General features: G+C 70.4%; 15 protein-coding genes and 1 pseudogene. 3 read left to right on the top strand and 13 right to left on the bottom strand.

Annotated elements, in window-relative coordinates; translation table 11 throughout:
- The first annotated feature begins 74 nt into the window (after window positions 1–74).
- A complete protein-coding gene (locus tag ACR9ZG_RS13405) occupies window positions 75–632 on the top strand; it encodes a type IV toxin-antitoxin system AbiEi family antitoxin (protein ID WP_481285345.1) in 558 nt (185 codons plus the stop codon).
- Between the two features lie 19 nt (window positions 633–651).
- Here ACR9ZG_RS13405 and ACR9ZG_RS13400 read toward each other — a convergent pair whose 3' ends face one another.
- The 11 genes from ACR9ZG_RS13400 to pdxS form a co-directional block, all read right to left on the bottom strand.
- Complete coding sequence (locus tag ACR9ZG_RS13400; protein ID WP_481285344.1) at window positions 652–2,901, bottom strand: RelA/SpoT family protein; 2,250 nt, start codon at window positions 2,899–2,901, stop codon at window positions 652–654.
- Between the two features lie 69 nt (window positions 2,902–2,970).
- Window positions 2,971–3,294, bottom strand: coding sequence for a rhodanese-like domain-containing protein (locus ACR9ZG_RS13395; protein WP_481285343.1), 324 nt, complete (start codon window positions 3,292–3,294; stop codon window positions 2,971–2,973).
- 39 nt (window positions 3,295–3,333) lie between these two features.
- Complete coding sequence (gene secF, locus ACR9ZG_RS13390; protein WP_481285342.1) at window positions 3,334–4,353, bottom strand: protein translocase subunit SecF; 1,020 nt, start codon at window positions 4,351–4,353, stop codon at window positions 3,334–3,336.
- The gene (secD, locus tag ACR9ZG_RS13385) at window positions 4,353–6,083 is read right to left on the bottom strand and encodes a protein translocase subunit SecD (RefSeq protein ID WP_481285341.1); all 1,731 of its coding nucleotides are present in this window, start codon (window positions 6,081–6,083) and stop codon (window positions 4,353–4,355) included. The genes secF and secD overlap by 1 nt, the downstream gene beginning before the upstream one ends.
- Before the next feature lie 64 nt (window positions 6,084–6,147).
- The gene (gene yajC, locus ACR9ZG_RS13380; RefSeq protein ID WP_481285340.1) at window positions 6,148–6,555 is read right to left on the bottom strand and encodes a preprotein translocase subunit YajC; all 408 of its coding nucleotides are present in this window, start codon (window positions 6,553–6,555) and stop codon (window positions 6,148–6,150) included.
- Window positions 6,556–6,609: 54 nt separating this feature from the next.
- Complete coding sequence (gene ruvB / locus ACR9ZG_RS13375) at window positions 6,610–7,674, bottom strand: Holliday junction branch migration DNA helicase RuvB (protein WP_481285339.1); 1,065 nt, start codon at window positions 7,672–7,674, stop codon at window positions 6,610–6,612.
- Complete coding sequence (gene ruvA / locus ACR9ZG_RS13370; protein ID WP_481285338.1) at window positions 7,671–8,321, bottom strand: Holliday junction branch migration protein RuvA; 651 nt, start codon at window positions 8,319–8,321, stop codon at window positions 7,671–7,673. The genes ruvB and ruvA overlap by 4 nt, the downstream gene beginning before the upstream one ends.
- Window positions 8,318–8,959 (bottom strand): crossover junction endodeoxyribonuclease RuvC, encoded by a 642-nt coding sequence (gene ruvC, locus ACR9ZG_RS13365; RefSeq protein ID WP_481285346.1) that lies wholly within the window; start codon window positions 8,957–8,959, stop codon window positions 8,318–8,320. The genes ruvA and ruvC overlap by 4 nt, the downstream gene beginning before the upstream one ends.
- A gap of 15 nt (window positions 8,960–8,974) precedes the next feature.
- On the bottom strand, window positions 8,975–9,739 hold the full coding sequence (locus ACR9ZG_RS13360) for a YebC/PmpR family DNA-binding transcriptional regulator (RefSeq protein ID WP_481285337.1): 765 nt from the start codon (window positions 9,737–9,739) through the stop codon (window positions 8,975–8,977).
- A gap of 33 nt (window positions 9,740–9,772) precedes the next feature.
- Window positions 9,773–10,381, bottom strand: coding sequence for a pyridoxal 5'-phosphate synthase glutaminase subunit PdxT (gene pdxT, locus ACR9ZG_RS13355; RefSeq protein WP_481285336.1), 609 nt, complete (start codon window positions 10,379–10,381; stop codon window positions 9,773–9,775).
- A complete protein-coding gene (pdxS, locus tag ACR9ZG_RS13350) occupies window positions 10,378–11,277 on the bottom strand; it encodes a pyridoxal 5'-phosphate synthase lyase subunit PdxS (protein ID WP_481285335.1) in 900 nt (299 codons plus the stop codon). The genes pdxT and pdxS overlap by 4 nt, the downstream gene beginning before the upstream one ends.
- A gap of 89 nt (window positions 11,278–11,366) precedes the next feature.
- On the opposite strand from pdxS, the gene ACR9ZG_RS13345 reads away from it, so the two are divergent.
- Window positions 11,367–12,710 carry an aminotransferase class I/II-fold pyridoxal phosphate-dependent enzyme gene (locus ACR9ZG_RS13345; RefSeq protein ID WP_481285334.1) on the top strand — a complete coding sequence of 448 codons (1,344 nt, stop codon included), beginning with the start codon at window positions 11,367–11,369 and terminating at the stop codon, window positions 12,708–12,710.
- A 28-nt stretch (window positions 12,711–12,738) separates the two neighbouring features.
- Here the strand turns inward: ACR9ZG_RS13345 and ACR9ZG_RS13340 are convergent, their stop codons facing one another.
- Both ACR9ZG_RS13340 and thrS read right to left on the bottom strand, forming a co-directional pair.
- Window positions 12,739–13,362 (bottom strand): HIT family protein, encoded by a 624-nt coding sequence (locus ACR9ZG_RS13340; RefSeq protein WP_481285333.1) that lies wholly within the window; start codon window positions 13,360–13,362, stop codon window positions 12,739–12,741.
- Complete coding sequence (gene thrS, locus ACR9ZG_RS13335; protein ID WP_481285332.1) at window positions 13,350–15,314, bottom strand: threonine--tRNA ligase; 1,965 nt, start codon at window positions 15,312–15,314, stop codon at window positions 13,350–13,352. Before thrS ends, ACR9ZG_RS13340 begins: the two co-directional genes overlap by 13 nt.
- A gap of 189 nt (window positions 15,315–15,503) precedes the next feature.
- Between thrS and ACR9ZG_RS13330 the strand changes: the two are divergent.
- A pseudogene (locus ACR9ZG_RS13330) lies at window positions 15,504–15,740 on the top strand (hypothetical protein); the annotation flags it as partial.

Below are 15,740 nucleotides of genomic sequence, written 5' to 3'. Positions count from 1 at the left end.
AGATGTGTATAAGAGACAGCCACCGATCCGGCCGCAGCCGTCTCCGGCCCGGTCCCGACCGCGAGGCTGGGGGCATGACGACACTCTGCCCTCCGCTCCTCGACCGGAGCGTGATGCCACTCGCCGAGCTGCTGGCTCTCTGCCTCGACGGCCAGCTGTTCCGCGTCGGCGACGCATTCGCGTGCCCCGACACCCCTGACACTCCGGAGCTCCGCGCACGGTCCCTGCGCGGCGCGCTCCCCGCAGGCGCCATTCTCGAACGCGGCACGGCCGCCTGGATCCACGGAACCCGCAGCTCGCCGCCCTGCGTACCCCAGGTATGCCGGCTCCCGGGCGGGGCCGGTGGGCGTCCGCCATCCGCCGTCGACCTCCGTCGGCGCGTGCTGCCGCCTGCCGACGTCATGATGGTCGGCCCGGTGGCCGTCACCACTCCCCTGCGCACCGCCGGCGATCTGCTGTTGCAGCCGAACTTCGGTGCGCAGGAGGCGCAGGAGGTGCGTCACCTGCTGCGGCTGGCCGGCAGGCCGCCCGGCGCACTGCTGCCGCTGCTGCCCCGCAGCCGGCACGGCGGGCGCCGACGCGCGGAGGAGCGCCTTGCGGCGGTCCGGCGGGTACGGCTGCCCCGTGGCTGAGTGCTGGAGGCGCGGAGGCTCAGCCGCCGCTGACGCGGTACACGTCGTAGACGGCGTCGATGCGGCGCACCGCGTTCAGCACGCGGTCGAGGTGCGTCGTGTCGCCCATCTCGAAGACGAACCGGCTGAGCGCCAGCCGGTCGCTCGAGGTGGTGACCGTCGCAGAGAGGATGTTCACGTGGTGCTCCGACAGCACGCGGGTCACATCGGAGAGCAGGCCGGAGCGGTCGAGCGCCTCCACCTGGATCTGCACCAGGAACACGCTCTTCGAGCTCGGCGCCCACTCGACCTCGATCATGCGGTCGGGCTCCTGCAGCAGCGACTGCACGTTGTGACAGTCGGCCTGGTGCACCGAGACGCCCTGACCGCGGGTGATGAAGCCGACGATCGGGTCGCCAGGGACCGGGGTGCAGCACTTTGCGAGCTTCACCAGGATGTCCGGCGCCCCGCGGACGAGCACGCCCGAGTCGCTGTTCCGCAGCTGCCGGGCGCGGCCCTTGACCGGGATCTCCAGCTCGCCGTCGGACTCGACCTCGGTCTGCAGCGATGCGACGATCTTCTCGATCACCGACTGCGTCGAGATGTGGCCCTCGCCGACCGCCGCATACAGGCTCGACACGTCGGCGTGCTTGAGCGACGACGCGACCATGACCAGGGCATCCTGCGTCATGAGCTTCTGCAGCGGGAGGTTCTGCTTGCGCATCGCGCGCGCGATCGCGTCCTTGCCCTGCTCGATCGCCTCGTCGCGGCGCTCCTTGGTGAACCACTGGCGGATCTTGTTGCGCGCCCGCGGGCTCTTGACGAAGTTGAGCCAGTCCTGGCTCGGGCCGGAGTCCGGGTTCTTCGACGTGAAGATCTCGACCACGTCGCCGGTGGAGAGCGTGCTCTCCAGCGGGACGAGCCGGCCGTTCACCTTCGCGCCCATGGTGCGGTGGCCCACCTCGGTGTGCACCGCGTAGGCGAAGTCGACCGGCGTCGCGCCGGCGGGAAGGCCGATGACACGCCCCTTGGGCGTGAAGACGTAGACCTCCTTCGCACCGATCTCGAACCGCAGGGAGTCGAGGAACTCGCTCGGGTCGGCGGTCTCGGCCTGCCAGTCGGAGATGTGCGCCAGCCAGGCGAGGTCGGTGTCGTTCGTGGAGGGTCCGCCGGAGCTCTTGCCTGTGGTCTGCTCCTTGTACTTCCAGTGCGCGGCGACACCGAACTCGGCGCGCTGGTGCATCTCCTCGGTCCTGATCTGGATCTCGACCGGGCGGCCTTGCGGGCCGATGACCGTGGTGTGCAGCGACTGGTACAGGTTGAACTTCGGCGTCGCGATGTAGTCCTTGAACCGGCCGGGCATCGGCGTCCAACGCGCGTGGATCTGACCGAGGACGGCGTAGCAGTCGCGCACGCTGTTGACGAGCACCCGGATGCCCACCAGGTCGTAGATGTCGTCGAACTCGCGGCCGCGCACGACCATCTTCTGGTAGATCGAGTAGTACTGCTTCGGCCGGCCGACGACCTTGCCGCGGATGCGGGCGGCCTTCAGGTCGTCGTTGATGGTGTCGATGACCTGCTGGACCAGGCGCTCGCGCTCGGGAGTCCGCTGCTTCACGAGGCTCTCGATCTCGGCATAGAGCTTCGGGTAGAGCACGGCGAACGACAGGTCCTCGAGCTCCCACTTGATGGCTTGGATACCGAGCCGGTGCGCGAGCGGCGCGTAGATCTCGAGCGTCTCCGTAGCCTTGCGCGTCGCGGAGGCGGCGGGCACGAAACCCCAGGTGCGCGCGTTGTGCAGGCGGTCGGCGAGCTTGATGATCAGCACGCGGATGTCCTTCGACATCGCGACGATCATCTTGCGCACGGTCTCGGCCTGCGCGCTGTCGCCGTACTTGACCTTGTCGAGCTTGGTCACGCCGTCGACCAGCATCGCGATCTCGTCGCCGAACTGGTCGCGCAACTCGTCGAGGGTGAACTCCGTGTCCTCGACGGTGTCGTGCAGCAGGGCGGCCGCGATGGTCTTCGCGCCGATGCCCAAGTCGGCGATGATCTGGGCGACCGCGACAGGGTGGGTGATGTACGGCTCCCCCGACCGGCGCTTCTGCCCGCGGTGGGCGCGCTCCGCCACCGAATAGGCCCGCTCGATGAGCGAGAGGTCGGCCTTGGGGTGGTGCAGCCGCACCGTTCGCATCAGGCTGTCGACGGCACCGGCCGGCTGCGCGCGCGAGAAGATGCGCGGGACCAGACGGCGCAGGGAAGCGGCCTGTGGTGTCGTGGTGTCAACCATGTGCGCGCCTCCTGTCGTCCATTATCGCCGTTGCGCGAGCCTCCTTGCGCACGGCGAGGAGGTCGGCTCTCAGGCGACCGTACCCGCAGATCCGTCCGGGCGTTGCACCGGCGACCCGTCGGCCTGCCACGCCGACATGCCACCGGCGACGTTCGCCGCCGGATAATCGGCCTGGCGCAGCGCGTCGGTCGCCATCCGCGAGCGGTACCCGGAGTGGCAGATCACCAGGATCTGCGCATCCTCCGGAAGCTCGTGCTGGCGCAGGCCGAGCTGCGAGAGCGGGATGTGGTGGGCGTCCGGGGCGTGCCCGGCCTCCCACTCGTGGTCCTCACGGACATCGAGCAGCCAGGCCGAACCCGACTCGACGAGCTCGCGCGCTCGCGCGGCGCTCACCTCGTCTTCCGACAGAAAAGAACCGCTCACGCTCACCCGCTATTCCGCCGGGACGGCGTCGACGGCCGGCGTGGTGGACGCCTTCGGGCGGATGGACCGCACCTTCTGGTCGTGCTTGCGGATGGCGGCCTCGCCCTCGCGGAACTGCGAGTACATCGGAGCGGCGAGGAAGATCGTCGAGTACGTGCCGACGATGATGCCGATGAGCAGTGCGAGCGAGATGTCGCGCAGCGTGGCGGCACCGAGGGCGTACGCGCCGATGAAGAGGATCGACGCCACCGGGAGCACCGCGACGACGGCCGTGTTGATGGACCGCACCAGCGTCTGGTTCACCGCGAGGTTGACCGCCTCAGGGAACGTCCGGCGGGTGAGCTCCAGCTCCTCCCGGGTGTTCTCGCGGATCTTGTCGAACACCACGACGGTGTCGTACAGCGAGTAGCCGAGGATCGTCAGGAAGCCGATCATCGTTGCCGGCGAGACCTCGAAGCCGACCAGCGCGTAGATGCCCGCCGTGATGATGAGGTCGTGGAACAGCGAGATGATCGCCGACGCCGACATCTTCCAGGTGCGGAAGTAGAGCGCCATCGCGATGAACGCCAGCAGCAGGAAGACGATCAGGCCCTGGATCGACTGCTGCGTGACGTCGGCACCCCACGAGGGGCCGATGAAGGTGGAGGCCACCTCGTCGCTCGGCACGCCGTAGGCCTTCGCCAGGGCGTCCGCGACGGAGCGGGTCTCGGAGTCGGAGAGCTGGTCGGTCTGCACGCGGACGGCGTCGTTCCCGACCACGCTCACGTGCGAGACGGCGCTCGGGACGACGCTCGCGACGGCGTCCTGCGCCTTCGCGGTGTCGGTGCTCTCGACGTTGGTGACCTGGAACTGCGAGCCGCCGCGGAACTCGATCGAGAAGTTGAACCCGCCCTTGACGATCGGGACGAGGATCGACAGCACGACCATGACGATCGCGATGGAGTACCAGATCTTGCGCTTGCCGACGAAGTCGAAGGAGCGCGCCCCGGTGTAGAGGTCGTTGCCGAACCTGGTGAGACGGCTGGCCATCAGGAGTCCTTCCCCTCGGTCGATCGATCCGAGGACGTCGTCGCGCCGGCGAGTTCAGCCGCCTTGCGCTCGGCGATGGTCTGGCGGCGGGCCGCCTCCTTGCCGGCGCGCGCGGCCTTGCCGGCGCCGACGGTGGGTGCGGGCGAGCGGAACTGCGCCGCGCCGCGGTACACCGCGCCCAGCGCCTGCGGGTCGAGACCCGAGGCCGGGTGGCCGCTGCTGAAGAAACGGGTGCGGGCCAGCAGCTGGAGCGTCGGATGAGTGAACAGCAGCACCACGATCACGTCGATGACCGTCGTGAGGCCGAGGGTGAACGCGAACCCGCGGACGTTCGCGGCGGCCAGCACGTACAGCACGATCGCCGCGAGGAGGTTGGTGGCCTTCGACGCGTAGATGGTGCGGCGTGCGCGGCCCCAGCCCGCCTCCACGGCGGACTCCAGGCCGCGGCCGTCACGCAGCTCGTCGCGGATGCGTTCGAAGTACACGATGAACGAGTCCGCCGTGAAGCCGATCGCGACGATGAGGCCCGCAACGCCGGCGAGCGACAGGCGGTAGTCGTAGTGCCACGAGAGCAGCGAGATCGTCAGCCAGGTCAGGACGCCGGCGACCACCAGCGACACGATGGTGACGAACCCGAGCAGGCGGTACTGGAAGAAGGTGTAGATCGCGACCAGGATGAGGCCGATCAGACCGGCGACGAGACCGGCGATCAGCTGCGAGGTGCCGAGGGTCGCCGAGATGTCGTCCTGGCTCTGCACCTTGAAGCTGAACGGCAGGGCGCCGAACTTCAGCTGGTCGGCCAGCGCCTTCGCGCTCTCCTGGGTGAAGTTGCCGGAGATCTGCGGCTTGCCGTCGGTGATCGCGGCGTTCGTCGTCGGGGCCGAGATGACCTTGCCGTCGAGGACGATCGCGAACTGGTTCTGCGCGCCCTGCAGGCCGATCAGACGCGTCGTCACGTCGGCGAACGCCTTGGTGCCCGCGCTGTTGAAGACGATGTTGACCGCCCACTCGCCGGTGGTCACGCCCTGCGAGCTCTGCATGAGGCCGGCGCTCGCGTCGGAGATGTCCTGGCCCTTCACCTCGACCGGGCCGAGGAGGTACTTCGCCTGGTTCTGGTCGTCGCAGGTGATCAGCGGCTTGTCCGTCGGGGCGGCGTTCACGTCCTGCGTGTTCTCCGCGGTGCACGAGAACGCGTTGAACTGCGCCTGCAGCGCCGGGGTGACCCACGCCAGGTCGCTGCCGTTGGTCGGCGAGGTCGACGGGGTCGACTGGAGGCCGGGGTCCGGCGTCGGGGCGGGCGTCGACTTGCCGTCGGCGCCGACCACCTCGTTGCTGGGGGCGCCGGCGATCAGCACCGGACGGAAGTCCAGGCGGGCGCTCGACTTGACGCGGTTCAGCGTCTCCTCGTCCGGCTTGCCCGGCAGCGAGACCACGATGTTGCGCGAGCCCTCTGTCGAGATCTGCGCCTCGGAGACACCCGACGCGTCGATGCGCTGACGGATGATCGAGACGGCCTGGTCGAGCTGCTGCTGCTGGATCGACTGCCCGTTCTCGACCTGCGGCGTCAGGATGATCTGCGTGCCGCCCTCGAGGTCGAGCGCGAGCTTCGGCAGCCACGTCGCGTTACTGAACAGGACGCCGGCCGTGAGCGTCCCGAGCAGGACGAGCACGATGACGCCGAGCCACGAGAGAGAACGCCAGGCCTTTTTGGCCGGGGTCGACTTTGCCACCTAGGAACTCAGCTTTCTACGAGCGATCCGCCGCCGGTACGGCGTGCGGAGCACAGGGATGCTATCAGTCGTCGCTCTTGGCGCCGGGCTTCTTGGGTGCCTCGTCGAGCCGCTCTCCGTACTCCGGCTCGACGGCCGGCGTGTCGGAGACGGGACGCTCGTCGGCGAGCGACGGCTCGGAGAGGTCGGAGCCCTCCGGGGCGGTGGTCGGCTCGACGACGCGGGCGAGCACCTGGCGGTGCACCTTGACGACGTGCCCGGGGCTGGTCTCGATGAGCGCGGTGTTGTCGTCCTCGTCGACGGACAGGAGGGTGCCGTAGAGACCGAAGTTCGTCATCACCTCGGCGCCCGGCACCATCTTCGAGCGGGTCTCCGCCTGCTCCTTCTGCCGCTTGCGGCTGTTCCGGAACATGAAGAAGATGAGGGCCGCCAGGATGACGACCATCACAATGGTCAACGGGTCGATGGGCATGACGTCTGCCGAGCCTTCCGATGGGATGCGTGAGGGGCCGAGTGGCCGTTTGAATTATAGGTCATCCATCAACGTCGGTTGCTGGGAGACTGCCTGCGCCCCGCCGTGCATGCGCTCGTGAAGACCTTCGGGCATCCCGAAGTGCCGCCATGCGGCGGCTGTGGCCACCCGGCCGCGGGGCGTGCGTGACAGCAGGCCGATGCGCACGAGGAACGGCTCGACCACCGATTCGATGGTCTCCGCCTCTTCTCCGACCGAGACCGCCAGGGTGTTCAGGCCGACCGGGCCGCCGTCGAAGCGTTCCAGGATGGCCTGCATGACCGAGCGGTCGAGGCGGTCGAGACCCAGCGGGTCCACGTCGTAGAGCTCGAGGGCCGCGCGCACCGCGGTGACGTCGGCGCGGCCTCCATGCACCAGGGCGTAGTCGCGGACGCGGCGGAGCAGGCGGTTCGCGATGCGCGGGGTGCCGCGGCAGCGGCCGGCGATCTCGGCCAGCGCCTCGCGGTCGATCTCGAAGTCGAGCATCGTCGCCGCGCGGGCGAGCACCTGCGCGAGCTCGTTCTCGTCGTAGAACTCGAGGTGGGCGGTGAAGCCGAAGCGGTCGCGCAGCGGGTTCGGCAGCAGGCCGGAGCGGGTCGTCGCCCCCACGAGCGTGAACGGCGCGAGGTCGAGCGGGATCGAGGTGGCGCCGGCGCCCTTGCCGACCATGATGTCGATGCGGAAGTCCTCCATCGCGAGGTACAGCATCTCTTCGGCGGAGCGCGCCATGCGGTGGATCTCGTCGATGAAGAGCACCTCGCCCGGCGTGAGCGACGACAGCAGTGCGGCGAGGTCGCCCGCGTGCTGGATGGCGGGGCCGCTGGAGAGCCGGAGCGGGCGTCCGCTCTCGTTGGCGACGATCATGGCGAGGGTGGTCTTGCCGAGCCCGGGCGGGCCGGCGAGGAGGATGTGGTCGGCCGTGCGGTCCTGCATCCGCGCCGCGGTGAGCAGCAGCTGCAGCTGGCCGCGCACCTTCGACTGGCCGACGAACTCGCCCAGCGTGCGCGGACGGAGCGCTCCCTCGAACGCGAGCTCGGACTCCGACTCGAGCTCGGGAGTGGTCAGGTCGTCGTCGCTCATCGGGCACCCGCTCCCGCGCCCGCCGCGCCGGCAGGGCTCGCGGGCCCGAGGCGCGCGAGCGTGAGGCGAAGCAGCGCCTGCACGCTGTCGCGCTGCGCCTCGTCGGTCTCGTCGACGACGGCGGAGACCGCCTCGGCGGCCACCTTCTCGGGCCAGCCCAGGCCGACCAGCGCGATGAGGACGCTGTCGCCGACGGAGGACGGCGCGCCCCCGGCCCGCTTGGCCGGCGCGGCGGGGGCCCGCCGCGTCACGACCAGCTTGCCGGTGAGCGAGACGACGATGAGCTTCGCGGTCTTCGGGCCGATGCCGGACACCTTGCGGAAGGGCGCATCGTCGTCGGCGGCGACCGCGTCGGCGATCTGGTCGGGGGTCAGCACGGACAGCACGCCGATCGCGGACTTGGGGCCGACTCCCGAGACGCCGTTCAGCAGCTCGAAGACCTGCAGCTGCTCCAGATCGGCGAAGCCGAACAGCTGGAGCGCGTCCTCACGGACGATCAGGGAGGTGTGGACGAACGCCTCCTCGCCGACGCGCAGCGAGAGGACGTGGTCGGGTGTGAGCTGGACGGCGAAGCCGACGCCGCCCACCTCGATCACAGCGGTTCCGCCGCTCGCCGAGAGGACGGTGCCGCGCAGGGAGGAGATCACCTGGCCAGCCTACGTGGGGCCGCCGACGCTCGCGTGGAGCGCTCCGCGGCGAGCCATGCGGCCTGCGCCGGCGTCAGCGACGCCGCACCGGGAGCGGAGGCGGCCGCGCCCGCGGCGTTGGCTGACGCGGATGTCGCGGCTGCTCCCGGCGTTCCGGCCGCGGCCAGCCCTCCGCGCCACGCATGGCAGATCGCGATGGCGAGCGCGTCGGCGGCGTCCGCCGGCTTCGGGATCTCGGCGAGGCCCAGGATGCGGGCGACCATCGTCTGCACCTGCTTCTTCTCGGCCGAGCCGTAGCCGGTGATGGCGGCCTTCACCTCGCTCGGCGTGTGCAGGCCGACGCGCAGGCCGCGCTTGGCGGCCGCGTGCAGCGCGATCCCGCTGATCTGGGCGACGCCCATCACAGTGCTGAGGTTGTGCTGCGCGAAGACGCGCTCGATCGCCACGACCTCCGGCCGGTGCTCGTCGAGGAGCGCCTCGATGCCGCTGCCGACCGTCAGCAGCCGTTCTTCGAGCGGCATGGTCGGCGGCGTGCGGATGACCGTGACCTCCACCAGCGCGGCGCGGCGGTCGGGACGCACGTCGACGATCCCGACCCCGCAGCGCGTGAGACCCGGGTCGATGCCGAGCACCCGGATCGCCATAGGGGCAGGCTACTCGTCGTCCTGGTCGAGCTGCGCCTGAACCTCCGGGGTGAGGTCGAGGTTCGTGTAGACGTTCTGCACGTCGTCGGAGTCCTCGAGCGCGTCGATCAGCCGGAACACCTTGCGGGCGACTTCGGCGTCGGCCTCCACGTTGACGGTGGCCACGAACTCCGCGTCGGCGGAGTCGTAGTCGATGCCGGCCTCCTGCAGCGCCGTGCGGGCGGCGACCAGGTCGCTCGCCTCGGTCAGCACCTCGAAGCTCTCGCCGCGGTCGGTGACCTCCTCGGCGCCCGCGTCGAGGACGGCAGCGAGGACGGAGTCCTCGTCGACGCCCTCCGCGTGCGGGACGACGATGACGCCCTTGCGGTGGAAGTTGTAGGCGACGCTGCCCGGGTCGGCCATCGTGCCGCCGTTGCGCGTCATCGCGGTGCGGACCTCCGCCGCCGCGCGGTTCTTGTTCTCGGTGAGGCACTCGATCAGCAGCGCGACGCCGCCCGGGCCGTAGCCCTCGTACATGATCGTCGTGTAGTCGATGGACTCACCGGTGAGGCCCGCGCCGCGCTTGATGGCGCGGTCGATGTTGTCGTTGGGGACCGAGGTCTTCTTGGCCTTCTGCACGGCGTCGACGAGCGTCGGGTTGCCGGAGAGGTCGGCGCCGCCGGTCTTGGCCGCGACCTCGATGTTCTTGATGAGCTTGGCGAACGACTTGGCGCGGCGGGCGTCGATCACCGCCTTCTTGTGCTTCGTCGTGGCCCACTTGGAATGCCCGGACACTGGTGCTCCCTCGGATTGCGTCTGAAAACTCGTCTATTGTACGCGAGCGCCGTCGCGCACCCGGCGCAGGAAGTACTCGTGGAAGCGCGTGTCCCCGGTGATCTCGGGGTGGAACGACGTGCCGATCAGGTTGCCCTGCTCGACCGCGACCACGCGGCCGTCCGGGACGCGGGCGAGCGCCGTGGCCGCCTCCCCCACCTCCTCGACGATGGGCGCGCGGATGAAGACGGCGTGCATCGGCTCGCCGCCGACGGCCGGGATGTCGAGGTCCGTCTCGAACGAGTCGACCTGCGAGCCGAACGCGTTGCGGCGCACGGCGACGTCGAGGCCGCCGAGGCTCTGCTGGCCGGCGATGCCGTCGACGATGCGGTCGGCGAGCATGATGAGGCCCGCGCAGGTGCCGTAGACCGGCATCCCGGAGGCGATGGCCTCCTTCAGCGGGCCGGCGAGGCCGAAGGCGCGGGACAGCTTGTCCATGACGCTGGACTCGCCGCCGGGGATGACCAGCCCCTCCACGCTCTCCAGCTCCTCGGGCCGGCGCACCGGCACCGCGTCGGCGCCGAGGCCCCGCAGCACCGCGAGGTGCTCGCGGAAGTCGCCCTGCAGAGCGAGGACACCGACCCGGGTGCGCCCGGCCGTCACCAGCCGCGCTCGGCCAGGCGGTGCGGCGCGGCCAGGTCGGCGACGTTGATGCCGACCATCGCCTCGCCGAGGCCGCGGGACACCTCCGCGATGACCTTCGGGTCGTCGTAGAAGGTGGTCGCCTTGACGATCGCGGCCGCCCGCTGCTCCGGGTTGCCGGACTTGAAGATGCCGGAGCCCACGAAGACGCCGTCCGCGCCGAGCTGCATCATCATCGCCGCGTCGGCCGGGGTGGCGACGCCGCCCGCGGTGAAGAGGACGACGGGGAGCTTGCCGGTCTCTGCGATCTCCACCACCAGCTCGTACGGGGCCTGGAGCTCCTTGGCGGCGACGTACAGCTCGTCCTTCGTCATCGAGCGCAGCGCGTTAATCTCGGCGGTGATCTTGCGGATGTGCTTGGTCGCCTCCGACACGTCGCCGGTGCCCGCCTCGCCCTTGGAGCGGATCATGGCGGCGCCCTCGTTGATGCGGCGCAGCGCCTCGCCCAGGTTGGTGGCACCGCAGACGAACGGGACGGTGAACCTCCACTTGTCGATGTGGTTCACGTAGTCGGCCGGGGACAGCACCTCGGACTCGTCGATGTAGTCGACGTCCAGCGCCTCGAGCACCTGGGCCTCGACGAAGTGGCCGATGCGGGCCTTCGCCATGACCGGGATCGAGACCTCGGCGATGATCGCCTCGATGAGGTCGGGGTCGCTCATGCGGGCGACGCCGCCCTGCGCGCGGATGTCGGCGGGCACGCGCTCCAGCGCCATGACGGCGACGGCGCCGGCGTCCTCGGCGATGCGGGCCTGCTCGGGCGTGACGACGTCCATGATGACGCCGCCCTTCAGCATCTCGGCGAGTCCGCGCTTGACGCGGCTCGAGCCGGTGAAGGTCTGGGTGGAGTCTGACATCGTCGCCTCTCGTACGGTACAAACGGATTTTTGGCCTATGCCGAAGATAGCATCCCGTCGCCCGGTCGATAGACTCGGCGCGGAGGGTCATGGACGCGTACGACAGCACCGCCGAGCGCAGCGACGCCGGAGGCGGCATCACCGGCACGACGGCGGCCGAGATCGCCGCGAGCGTCCGCACCCTGCACGAGCGCGGCGCGCTGCGCACGGGCGACCCGCTCCCCCCGGTGCGCGAGCTCGCGACGCGGCTGGGCGTCAACCGCAACACCGCCGTGGCCGCCTACCGCCTTCTCGCACAGGCGGGCGTCGTGATCGCCCGCGGGCGTGCGGGCACCGTCATCGCGGGCCTGGAGGCGGTGGCCCAGGAGGGCTACGCCGCCGACAGCGTGCTACGCGACATCGGCACCGGCAATCCCGACCCCCGTCGCATCCCTGGCATCTCCGCCGCACTGGCGGGCGCCATCGGCCGGCCGGTCCTCTACGGCGAGCCGGTCATCGACCCCGCCCTCGAGGAGCGCGCGCTGGAGTGGGTGGGCGGCGACCTCCCGGGGCGCGACCTCCGGATCACCGTCACCAGCGGGGCGGTGGATGCGGTCGAGCGGCTGCTCGCGCAGGCCCTGCTCCGCGACGACGCGGTGGCGCTGGAGGACCCGTGCTTCCTGGCGAGCATCCACACGGTCCGCCTGGGGGGCTACCGTGCGGTGCCGGTGCCGGTCGACGCCGAGGGGATGACCGTCGACGGCCTCCGCGCGGCCCTGGCGGCCGGGGTCCGCGCCATCATCTGCACCCCGCGCGCGCAGAACCCGACAGGGGCGACCCTCTCCCCCGCGCGTGCGGCCGAGCTGCGCGCGGTGCTGGCGGACCATCCCTACGTGCTCATCGTGGAGGACGACCACTTCTCGATGCTCTCGCAGCGCCCGTACGAGACGCTCATCGGGCCGCAGCACCGGCGGTTCGCGCTCGTGCGCTCGGTCTCGAAATCGCTAGGCCCCGACATGTGCCTCGCCGTGGCGGCGACCGACCCCGAGACCGCTGAGCGCCTCGCGCTGCGGCTCAGCCCCGGCACGACGTGGGTCAGCCACATCCTGCAACGGCTCGTCCTGACGCAGCTGACCGACGCGGCGGCGCTGGAGGCGGTCGCTGCGGCCGGACGCCACTACGCCGAGCGCAACGCGGCCTTCGCCGGAGCGCTGACCGATCGCGGCCTCCCCGCGGCGGCGGCCGACGGGCTCAACCTGTGGCTGGAGCTGCCCCTGGAGGCCAGGACGGTCGCGGAACGGCTGATGCGACGCGGCTGGCTCGCCCGCACGGGCGACGAGTTCCTCCTCGGCGAGCACCGGGCGCCCTCGCGCCACCTGCGGCTCACCGTGCACGACCTCACCGACGACGAAGCCGGCCGCTTGCTCGACGACCTGGTCGACGTCACCCGCTGACCGGCGCACGACCGCCGGCGAGGCCGGGTCAGCCCTTCGGCCAGGCTCCCGCGATCGCGGCCCGCACCTCGCCGAGCAGCTGCGGCAGCGCCTTCGTCCGCGCGATGATCGGGAAGAAGTTCGCGTCCTGCGCCCAGCGCGGCACGATGTGCTGGTGCAGGTGCGAGGCGATCCCGGCACCGGCGACCGCGCCCTGGTTCATGCCGATGTTGAAGCCGTCGTTGTTCGACACCTCGCGGATGACGCGCATGGCGGTCTGGGTCATGCTCCCGATCTCCGCCACCTCCTCCGGCGTCGCCTCGTCGTAGGTGGCGATGTGGCGGTACGGGCAGACCAGCAGGTGACCGCTGTTGTAGGGGAACAGGTTGAGCAGCGCGTACACGTGCTCGCCGCGGGCGACGATCAGCGCGTCCTCGTCGCTCAGGCTCGGCGCGACGCAGAACGGGCAGCCCTCGTGACCGGGGTCGGCCTGCTGGATGTAGACCATGCGGTGCGGGGTCCACAACCGCTGGAACTCGTCCGGCACGCCGACCAGGTACGACGGATCGTCGACGCGGACGTGCCCTGGCGCGTCCTCCGCGCCCGGACCGTCCGCGCCGGGGCCGTCCGCGCCGGGTCCGTGCACGCCGGCGGCCTCGCTCAGTCCTGCCATGCGGTGTCGACCAGCTCGTGACCGCGGATGCTCTCCACGATCCGCTCGATCGCCTCGTCCACGGTCACGCCGTTGCGCTGCGTGCCGTCGCGGAACCGGAAGCTCACGGTGCCGTTGGAGGCGTCCTCCTCGCCCACGATGAGCTGGAACGGGACCTTGGCCTTGGTGTGCGTGCGGATCTTCTTCTGCATGCGGTCGTCGGAGTGGTCCACCTCGGCGCGGACGCCGCGCGCCTTCAGCCGCGAGATGACGTCGTCGAGGAAGGGCGCGTACTGGTCGGCGACCGGGATGCCGACGACCTGCACCGGCGACAGCCACACCGGGAACGCGCCGGCGTAGTGCTCCAGCAGGATCGCGAAGAACCGCTCGATGGAGCCGAGCAGCGCGCGGTGGATCATCGCCGGCTGCTTGCGCGTGCCGTCGGCCGCGTTGTACTCGAGCTCGAAGAGCTCCGGCTGGTTGAAGTCGAGCTGCACGGTCGAGAGCTGCCAGGTGCGGCCGATCGCGTCGCGCGCCTGCACCGAGATCTTCGGGCCGTAGAAGGCCGCCCCGCCCGGGTCGTCCACGAGCTCCAGCCCGGACTCGATCGCCACCTCGCGGAGGGTCTCCGTCGCGGTCTCCCAGCTCTCGTCGCTGCCGACGTACTTGTCCGGGTCCTTGGTGGACAGCTCCAGGTAGAAGTCGGTCAGGCCGTAGCCGCGCAGGGTCTCGAGCACGAACTCCAGCTGCCGGGCGACCTCGTCCTTGATCTGGTCGTCGGTGACGTAGATGTGCGCGTCGTCCTGGGTGAGGCCGCGGACGCGGGTGAGGCCGGACAGGGTGCCCGACTTCTCGTACCGGTACACCGTGCCGAACTCGGCGAGGCGCAGCGGCAGCTCGCGATAGCTGCGCCCGCGCGCCCGGTAGATGAGGTTGTGCATCGGGCAGTTCATCGGCTTGAGGTAGTAGTCCTGCCCCTGCCGGGTGATGTTGCCGTCGGCGTCGCGCTCCTCGTCGAGGTGCATGGGCGGGAACATGCCGTCCTTGTACCAGTTGAGGTGCTGGCTGATCTCGTAGAGGTGCCCCTTGGTGATGTGCGGGGTGTTCACGAGCTCGTAGTCGTTCGCGATCAGCCGCTCCCGCATGTAGTTCTCGATCTCGTTGCGGATGATCCCGCCCTTGGGGTGGAAGACCGCGAGTCCCGAGCCGATCTCGTCGGGGAAGCTGAACAGGTCGAGCTCGGAGCCGAGCTTGCGGTGGTCGCGCTTGGCGGCCTCCTCCATCCGGGTCTGGTAGGCGCGCAGCTCGTCCTTGCTCGGCCACGCGGTGCCGTAGATGCGCTGCAGCTGCGGGTTCTTCTCGGAGCCGCGCCAGTACGCGGCCGCGACGCGGGTGAGCGCCCAGCCGTTGCCGATCATGCGCGTGTTCGGGAGGTGCGGGCCGCGGCAGAGGTCCTTCCAGACGGTCTCGCCGGACTTCGGGTCGACGTTGTCGTAGATGGTGAGCTCGCCGGAGCCGACCTCGACGGACTCGTCTGCGGTCTCGGCGCTCGACCCCTTGAGGCCGATCAGCTCGAGCTTGTACGGCTCGCCGGCGAGCTCGGCGCGCGCCTCGTCGTCGGTGACGACGCGGCGGACGAAGCGCTGGCCCGCGCGGACGATGCGCGCCATCTCCTTGTCGAGCGCCTTGAGGTCCTCCGGGGTGAACGGCTCGGCGACGTCGAAGTCGTAATAGAAGCCGTCGGTGATGGGCGGGCCGATGCCGAGCTTCGCCTCGGGGTTGACCGCCTGCACCGCCTGCGCGAGCACGTGCGCGGTGGAGTGGCGGAGGATGCTCAGCCCGTCCGGTGAGTCGATCGTCACCGGCTCCACGACGTCGGCCTCGGTGACCGTGGTCGCGAGGTCCTTCAGCTCGCCGTTGACGCGCATCGCGACAACGGAACGGTCGGTGAAGAGCTCGAAGCCGTCGGCCACCTGTCCACTCCTAGGTCCTGTGTTGAAAGGGAATGCGACAACTCTATCCAGCCCGGGGATGCTCCGGCCGCCGCCATGACCCGCGAACCGGGGATACCCGGTCTGTACACCCCAGCCGGTAGACTCCAGAGACCTCCGCACGAACGTGCACCTTCTCGCCGACCACGCCAGCGCACGGAGACCCCGCATATGAAGAAGACCGCACTCGCCACCATCGTCGTGGCCGCAGTGCTCGCCGTCACGGCCGGCGTGCCCGCGTACGCAGACGAACCGACCCCCGACTCCTCCCCCGCTGCGACCGCGACGCCGACCACGTCGCCGTCCGCGGACCCGGCGTCGCCCTCCGGCGACCCCGCGTCGGGCGCGGGCGCGGCCGACACCGCGCAGCCCGCCGACCCGGGTACCGCCGACTCTGCCGCGGGAGAT

The sequence above is a fragment of the Leifsonia sp. KNZ12-8B genome (assembly GCF_056755495.1).
This window is presented reverse-complemented; position numbering and strand designations above follow the sequence as displayed.

What these genes read in the sequence shown, in the direction of transcription:
- ACR9ZG_RS13405 (WP_481285345.1), top strand. Translation starts at nt 75, where the DNA reads ATGACGACACTCTGCCCTCCGCTCCTCGACCGGAGCGTGATGCCACTC.
- secF (WP_481285342.1), bottom strand. Translation starts at nt 4,353, where the DNA reads ATGGCCAGCCGTCTCACCAGGTTCGGCAACGACCTCTACACCGGGGCG.
- ACR9ZG_RS13345 (WP_481285334.1), top strand. Translation starts at nt 11,367, where the DNA reads ATGGACGCGTACGACAGCACCGCCGAGCGCAGCGACGCCGGAGGCGGC.
- yajC (WP_481285340.1), bottom strand. Translation starts at nt 6,555, where the DNA reads ATGCCCATCGACCCGTTGACCATTGTGATGGTCGTCATCCTGGCGGCC.
- ACR9ZG_RS13340 (WP_481285333.1), bottom strand. Translation starts at nt 13,362, where the DNA reads ATGGCAGGACTGAGCGAGGCCGCCGGCGTGCACGGACCCGGCGCGGAC.
- ruvB (WP_481285339.1), bottom strand. Translation starts at nt 7,674, where the DNA reads ATGAGCGACGACGACCTGACCACTCCCGAGCTCGAGTCGGAGTCCGAG.
- ACR9ZG_RS13400 (WP_481285344.1), bottom strand. Translation starts at nt 2,901, where the DNA reads ATGGTTGACACCACGACACCACAGGCCGCTTCCCTGCGCCGTCTGGTC.
- pdxS (WP_481285335.1), bottom strand. Translation starts at nt 11,277, where the DNA reads ATGTCAGACTCCACCCAGACCTTCACCGGCTCGAGCCGCGTCAAGCGC.